Below are 8,132 nucleotides of genomic sequence, written 5' to 3' on the forward strand. Positions count from 1 at the left end.
TTGCGGAGTATTGAAATGATCATGCCCATCTTTGTTATCGTTCTGATCGTATGATTCTATTTCCCAGGGAGTAAACTCGACTCTGGTAAAATGACCATCAGGCAGATCGGTTTTCACCACCCGCATCAGCGGGTCGTAATGAATGATTGAAAAAATTACTAATTACTAATGACCAATTACTAATTATAGAAAAATGGTACAGTCAGGACATAGGTAACACAAATAGGTCAGGACATGGGTAACGGGTATAGAAATATAGTTAATGCTCAACATGTTTGTTCTTTTCCCCTCCCGGGAGAGGAAAAAATATCAAATGTTAACCTTATTGTCAGCCGCCGTAAACCGTTCCGTAGTCAAATCGATCTCGCCAAGCCTCAGGTAATCGAACCACACCTCAATATTGCTCTCATCGATATACTTCAAGCCCACATCCCAGCCCCTTAGCGTTTTACTTACAATAATTTTACAACCCTCTATGCCTATTGAGCCGTCTGTGGTTACCCGTCGGCTCACATATTCATCACCGTACTCCAGCTAGTCCAGGCTACCACTCCATTGCCGGTCGGATTTGCAGTACATCTCTGCTGGCACTTTCATGCCTAACGTTTCGTGGGGGCGTACCTCATTATATTCTTTTTTCCAGATATCAAAAGCTGCCTGATGATGCTGTATATTACCATTAATGCGACCCTGCACCTCCCTTTTAATATCTCTGTGCATTCGTTCGTGACTGCCGTTTTCCTGAGGACTGGCTGGTCGTATGCGATGAAGCCGGATTCCTTGGGCAATCCACCATATGGCCAGTGAACTAAGCCCCAGAAGCGCATGGGACACTGCAAACGGGGGGCCGTTGTCACTGAGGATAACCTTTGGAAGGCCATAACGACAGAAAAGGCTTTCAAACTCGGCTTTGACATGCTCAGTTCGTGTTGACTCCATTGCCTTTACAGAAAGCATATACTTGCTATAATGATCTCTAACGGTCAGCGGTTCACATCTCCCACCGCCAAGAGCCTTCCACCACCCTTTAAAATCAACAGTCCAGACATCATTGGGTTTTTCAATCACCAGGTCTGTCGTGATGCGCTGCTGTGCACTATCAACCTTACGTCTCTTTTTTTGAGTGACTAAACCAGCTTTATCCAAAACCCTCTTAAAACTGCTGTCAGAGGGTGCCTCACCGTATTTGCGCAGGTACAATTGCCGGATTTTGTAGGGGCCCCAGTGGGGATGAGCTGTCTTAAGTTTGATAATTTCACACACAATGTTCTCGTTGAGACCTTTGGGGCTGTTGTGCGGTCGTCTTGATCTATCGTGTAAGCCACCTAATCCTTCTTGAATGAGGCGTTCCCGCCATTTGTAGCCGGTTTTTGTACTAATTCCGTATTCTCGACATAATTCATTGAATACGACATCCCTGCTTAACGACTTCAGCACAAATTCTGTTCTTTGATCCAAAACCTGTAACTCCTTCCACGGCATAGCCAGCCTCCTTTCAAGAGACTAACTAATGTACATATTGTGTTACCTATGTCTTGAACCTAAAGTGTTACCCATGTCTTGAACCTGTACCATGGAAGAGAACATAATCCAAAACAAAAGCTTTGAATTTGCTTTAAGGATTTTAAAGCTTTCCCAGCAGCTTGAGCAAGAACGTCAGTATGTGATCGGAAGACAGATCCTTAAAAGTGGCACATCAATTGGAGCAAATGTTGAAGAAGCTATTGGCGGCCAATCCATACAAGATTTTTTCGCCAAAATAACTATCGCATACAAAGAAGCACGTGAAACTAAGTATTGGCTCAGATTACTTAAGGAAGGTAATTTGCTTCAGCCAAATATTGCAGATTCATTATTGAATGACAGCGATGAATTGCTAAGAATTCTGACTGCGATCCAAAAAACTACAAAATGTAGCTGATCTTATTCCTCATTAGTAATTAGTAATTGGTCATTAGTAATTATAATGCAGCAGCTTGAGCAAGAACGTCAGTATGTGATCGGAAGACAGATCCTTAAAAGTGGCACATCAATTGGAGCAAATGTTGAAGAAGCTATTGGCGGCCAATCCAGACAAGATTTTTTCGCCAAAATAACCATCGCATACAAAGAAGCACGTGAAACTAAGTATTGGCTCAGATTACTTAAGGAAGGTAATTTGCTTCAGCCAAATATTGCAGATTCATTATTGAATGACTGCGATGAATTGCTAAGAATTCTGACTGCGATCCAAAAAACTACAAAATGTAGCTGATCTTATTCCTCATTAGTAATTAGTAATTGGTCATTAGTAATTATAATGCAGCACCTTGAGCAAGAACGTCAGTATGTGATCGGAAGACAGATCCTTAAAAGTGGCACATCAATTGGAGCAAATGTTGAAGAAGCTATTGGCGGCCAATCCAGACAAGATTTTTTCGCCAAAATAACTATCGCATACAAAGAAGCACGTGAAACTAAGTATTGGCTCAGATTACTTAAGGAAGGTAATTTGCTTCAGGCAAATATTGCAGATTCATTATTGAATGACTGCGATGAATTGCTAAGAATTCTGACTGCGATCCCAAAAACTACAAAATGTAGCTGATCTTATTCTTCATTAGTAATTAGTAATTGATCATTAGTAATTAAAAGTGGATCTCCCCCAGTCCACCAGCACCACTCTGGTCCTCGTTCCCAAACGAACGTCAGGGTTGGCATACAGCGACCAATGTACGTAAAAAAAGCACCTACAAATGCCAATAAACACAGGGTTACAGATTATAGCTAAGCTTTATCTTTCATACTCATATTATACATATCAATATATAACCACAAACAATTAACATAGCCATTATTCTATTATATCCAATAAGTAATTGTAATGATGTTAAAAAAAGCACTGCACCTAAAATGATCATTTGAGTAGCAAATTTATTAGAACTTGTCTTTTTTAAGTATTTAGTTATTGCTAGACTAACAATTAGCATAATAGGTATAAGTAAAGATAAATATAACCTAATTTGACTTCTTAGAAATATAGTTAAGAAATAAAAAAACACAACTATCAACAGTGTATTGTTTATGTAACCCTGTATTCTCTTGAGAAGTATTGTATCTTTCAATATGCTCCTTTTAATCATTATCTTGTTGGCTCTTGCATTCTTGGTGTAGGATCAATAGCTCGATCAATCTTACGAAAATCTTCTCTTAAATCTTTAACTTCATTAAAACACCCATCGGCGATTGCTGCAACTGCGGCAGCTCCAGCAGCAATTTTCACACTTTTTGGTATTTTGGGTCCCCCCCCCCCACCATTATCATCGCCACCACCAGTTGGCAAAATAAGGTCACCTCTTGCTGCAGCGTCTCCTAAAGCATTAATCTCATTTACTAAATTGTCTAAAGATGGATCATAGGCAGGTTCAGAACCTGGCATGGGCCCAGGAGCAGGATCGCGTTTTCTAAGTGTTTCATACAACCCATATAAAAATGTACCTGTTAATGCTAAACCTTGCTTTACAGGAGGCCCCCATATTGGGGCTGTTTTTGCTGCTCCATAACCAATTGCTAAAACAGCTGCATTACCATCAGGATCAATACTATTAATCGGATTAAACCCATTTCCTGAGTAAGCATACAGATTATGAAACTGCTCCGCCGAATCGGTACTTATCCACCTCCCCACATCACTGTTATAGTACCTTGCTCCAAAATAATACAACCCACTCTCTTCATCCCGTTCTTTACCACTAAACCTATACCTCTTGCCCGTTATCTCCCGATCGGAATTAACAGCCTGATAAGAACTCATTCCATAGGGATAATACTCTTCATACGATAGAATCTGAGCTGCTTCATCCAACTCAAGAGTCGCAGAACCCAGGTGATTGCTGTACTGAAAACAAATCATCTGCCCCGCTGAGCCATCATCACCAATGGTCCTGGTTTCAACAGTTGCTAACCTGTCGGGATACGTTTGGTCCTGGCAATCAAAAATATGTCCTGCAGTAGTGACAGCACCGACTCTGTAACGAAACATACCCACTATGTTATCGTCTTCCTGCTCATTTTCATCAGTGTGAACAGTACTTTCCTTTAAAAATCCCCAAACATCGGCATTCTCACTGAATCTTTCAAATGCACCAAGCACGTTATCCTGTTCGTTTTCAGATATTTCTTCCACAGGTTCTGGTTTAGATTCATCTACAATGCTTTTTATATTCAGAGTTTCACGTTCCAGAATAACATTTCCCGCACCATCCATTCTGCGAAAGATCTCCAGATCCCCCAAATACATTCTCTCTTCCACAACACCCGGTGCCTTTTGCCACACTTTTCTTACCCTTTGACCGTCACCATCATAACTATAATATGCATTGCCACCACCACCCAGATCAACGGCTACAAGCTGATCTTTAAAATCCCATACCATGTCGGAGAGATGTGGCATTATGATTGTGTTACCATGCTGATCATACGAGTAGTTAGAAGCCATGCTTCCTGATGAAACACTGGTAAGCCGATTACTGCTCTTATCAGGTTCTATCATACTTGGTTCAGTATACGAATAATTCTTTGTCCAGCTTCCGCTGTTTGCGATATGAACCACCTCAAGAAAGGCCCCTGCTTCATCATACCCATACTGCTGTTCGTATCTGCGCATGGCATGACCATCCTGCGGATGGGGTAAGCCAACCCGAAATCGGTCAGATGGGTCTGGATCTGTGGAACCAGTTTGTCCTATATGTTCTCTGCCCTTGGCATTTATCAGCCTGTATAGAGCGTCGTAGGTATACTCATTATGAGGCTCTACTACTTCACCATTGAAATAGTGTGTCTGCTGTGCATGATCTCTTATGCTGGTAATATTACCTTTTGGATCATAACAATATCGTAAATCCTGAAGAGTATCGGTTGTACCATTTCTTTTGGTAAGAATCGTAAGGAGACGGAAAGTTAAGGGGTCATAATCGTATGTTGTGGCCGCTCCATTACCATGACTGACAACCGTTTTTCTTCCACGTGCATCATACTCAGTATCTTCAATAAAATTAGTAGTTTCAGTGGCACCGTGAAGATGCACACCCAGACTACTAAATAGTCCGGTTTTGTTATACCCTGGCCTGGTGACACTATCATCAGGACTACTAATAGCTACAGCTCTATTAAGCGCATCATAGCTGGTGGTTGTAGAAAAAGACTCACTCCTTAGAGCTGGAGTGTGAGACCAATCTGGTATCTGACTATAATCTTCTGAGAAAATACGGGTGGTCTTTACAAGGTTGTTTTTGAAATCATACTGTTCGTTGGTAATAACCCCTGCCCCATCACATTTCCTGTATACATTACCTCTCAGGTTCATGATTTCAGGATCCGTTATACTCTCACCATAATCAATGTTTTCAAAACATATCTCTTTATCAGGTTCTGTATTGTAATACCCTCTTACATATGAAGCCGTAGGTCTCCGTAATGAATCGTAAACGGTTTTGAAACTATGCCCCTTCCCATCCCATGAGCGTATTGGAAACCCCATTACATCATCAATCATCCAACGCTCACCTGACTCCATACCCACTTCATAAACTGGTTTACCCACCATATTCCATATTTTTTCTGAATTAATGCGTCCTTTAGGATCATCTGTTCTAAGTACATTGCCCTTTATATCCAATAGTTGTTTTGACTTGTATATACCACCAGTTCCATTGTTTTCATGTTTTATAATATCTCTTCCCAGTGAATCAAAAAAGTGTATTTCAGGGGTTTGAGCATGTGCTATAGTTTTTTCTGCTGCATCTTTTTCATCTTCACCGAGTTCACCATCTATTCTCTCTTCATACCAGGAAGGACTATATAGTTGTGAATTCAATCTGCAGAAAAACCCACGTACATCAGGGTCGGCTGCAGGATCGGTTAGCAACGTATCGTTAACATCCCAGATTTCTTGTTTCCAGGGATCTATGACAGTTTTCTCCCAGGTCTTATTTGGATGCAGAACAGCTCTGATACGAAGAAGAGGATCATACATCAAAATGGACGAAACCCCTTCGGTATGAGCAAACTCAAATGCCTGAGTATCTGTGAAAAAGGGTTCAAATTCCCTTACAGGTTTTCCTTTATTGTTGAATATAACCCAACCACTACCAACCCATCTTTCCTCCTCTATTGAGCCATATTCATCCTTTTCAGGTTCTGCCGACTTTTTTTTCTGAACGACACGACCGAATCCATCGCAATAAGAGAATTCAATCTGAACCGGAGTTTCCTGCCCTGTTGTAAGATCATTGAGATGGATCTCTCTGAATAGTGAACATATCACAAGCGGTTTTGGTTGATCATCAGTTAAAGAATCTTTATAGATCAATGGATCATAAACAATTCTTGAGGTAGCCGTTCCCATAAGATCTGTAGCAAAGGAATGGGGGTCAGATAATAAAGCTCGTATCTCATCCTTACTCAAGTCTGCTTCAAAGGTGTCCAGTGTATCCCCTTGGTTTTCGCCAGGTTTTCCCATAACCGCAGTACCTGCAACCAATCCCAGTGCATCAAATGCAACAGCTTCCCGGTTACCGTTTGCGTCTGTTACCAATACAGGTTGCATAACTTTGTAATTGATTGCAGGAATAACTGTTCCAGAACTATCTCTTTCACCAGCACTTACTCTATTACCCAAAGCATCTTCGGTATCTATGATACTCAAATGATATTGATCATACGTAATTACAGTAACCGCGCCAAAAGGATTTTTGAATCGGCAAGGAAGAAAAAAATTACTTTCTGCGTATTCGAGTTCCTGGGATGGTGAGTGGGACTCAACTGGAGAAAGAAACAATTTCTCTCCCTGATGCCACCAACCGTTTGGCATTGAATCTTCAATTAGATTCTCACTAAGCAACATTGCAGTACTAATGTACCCACCATCGTTATGAAATATTGTTTCAATCTCTTCATCACTAATTTTATTAGAATCAACATAAACCTGTTCTAAATGACTATCTGTAATTGCTAAAGTGTAAGTTTTACCTTGAAGAGCAAGGGATTGCAGTTCACCCACTGCCAACATTCCATTAAGATCATTTCGACGGAATATATTTAAATAATGAAATATTCGTCTGGAAAAAGTATCTGAACCTGTATCATCCGTTTCAAGTGGTAACTCATTAGATAGTGCCTCCTGAACTATACCACCCATTTGCTCTATTTTTAAATATGAGTTTTCTTCAAAGGTGATATTACCCAGCTCCCATATAATATTTTCACTTTTTACCGGTATTCTCCAATTTCTAGCATCACATATACTATTTGTGTACTTATTTCTTGTATAGATAAAATGTGATTTTTTCTGCATTTCCCTTTCAACAGAATTCAAATTTGGTTCTTCTGTGTTTCTTCCATAGGCTATTTCGATTTTTTCCATTTCGTTGCCAAATATATCTACAGAAAGTAACATTGCGTGCGTTGTACGGGGATCAGCTACATACTCTCCATCAATTTGATATAGGGTCCGTTCATAATTAAGATCAATAATTTCTCTATCATGAGAAAAAAAGGTGGCATTTTTTTGATCAAGACGAGGCTGCAACATAACTACAGAATAGTTTTTTTCACTCACTTTGTAAGGTCTGCGTTCAGCATCTGTTCCATCCAGGGCATAAATCTCTTGTCTCAAAATCATACCCTTAAGTGCACGACAAGCTTCCCTTTGTTCATCTGGAGTTAAGTTGTGCGGAATGTGTTCCAGATTTCCATCATTGTTTTCGATAAGTATGGTTTCAGGGAGAATAGTATCATTCAGCAGGATTCCACTATTTCCATCATGCCTTTCCGCCAGGTAATACTCCTTTTCATACTGGGCAGATATACAATTCCTTTCAGACCAGAAACCAGTATGGTACCAGGTCCTTGTCATTACTGGAGGGACATGTGAAGATTCATCATAGTTTTCGGCTTCAGGCATACAATCATCGCCTTCTACCAAAGATGCAAAACTCTCCGTATCCCACTGCTCCACCATCCCAAAACCGCGAAACTCCCGCTCATGGCCATCATAATACCCGTGATGATACGCGTATTTATTGACAAGTCTGTTTTTCCCGATATGGTCTATCGTCTCCACCCGCTCAACCACATGCACCGGAAAGTGAAGT

The 8,132-nt window shown here is 40.6% G+C and carries 6 protein-coding genes; 3 read left to right on the plus strand and 3 right to left on the minus strand.

Going from position 1 to position 8,132, the window contains the following annotated elements; translation table 11 throughout:
* Positions 1-309 precede the first annotated feature (309 nt).
* Both QA601_18420 and QA601_18425 read right to left on the minus strand, forming a co-directional pair.
* Entirely contained in the window at positions 310-513 is a 204-nt protein-coding gene (locus QA601_18420) for a hypothetical protein (GenBank protein ID MDG5817079.1), read from the minus strand.
* A gap of 21 nt (positions 514-534) precedes the next feature.
* Positions 535-1,482, minus strand: a complete 948-nt coding sequence (locus QA601_18425) for an IS481 family transposase (protein MDG5817080.1) — start codon at positions 1,480-1,482, stop codon at positions 535-537.
* Between the two features lie 91 nt (positions 1,483-1,573).
* Here QA601_18425 and QA601_18430 point away from each other — a divergent pair, with 91 nt between their 5' ends.
* Genes QA601_18430 through QA601_18440 form a run of 3 tightly spaced genes read left to right on the plus strand, consistent with a single transcriptional unit; the run spans position 1,574 to position 2,587 of the window.
* Positions 1,574-1,921 carry a four helix bundle protein gene (locus tag QA601_18430; GenBank protein MDG5817081.1) on the plus strand — a complete coding sequence of 116 codons (348 nt, stop codon included), beginning with the start codon at positions 1,574-1,576 and terminating at the stop codon, positions 1,919-1,921.
* Between the two features lie 45 nt (positions 1,922-1,966).
* A complete protein-coding gene (locus tag QA601_18435; GenBank protein MDG5817082.1) occupies positions 1,967-2,254 on the plus strand; it encodes a four helix bundle protein in 288 nt (95 codons plus the stop codon).
* Between the two features lie 45 nt (positions 2,255-2,299).
* Entirely contained in the window at positions 2,300-2,587 is a 288-nt protein-coding gene (locus QA601_18440; GenBank protein MDG5817083.1) for a four helix bundle protein, read from the plus strand.
* Positions 2,588-3,121: 534 nt separating this feature from the next.
* Here the strand turns inward: QA601_18440 and QA601_18445 are convergent.
* On the minus strand, positions 3,122-8,113 hold the full coding sequence (locus tag QA601_18445; protein ID MDG5817084.1) for a toxin TcdB middle/C-terminal domain-containing protein: 4,992 nt from the start codon (positions 8,111-8,113) through the stop codon (positions 3,122-3,124).
* Between the last annotated feature and the right edge of the window lie 19 nt (positions 8,114-8,132).

The sequence above is a fragment of the Chitinispirillales bacterium ANBcel5 genome, from assembly GCA_029688955.1.
In the GTDB taxonomy this organism is placed as follows: domain Bacteria; phylum Fibrobacterota; class Chitinivibrionia; order Chitinivibrionales; family Chitinispirillaceae; genus Cellulosispirillum; species Cellulosispirillum alkaliphilum.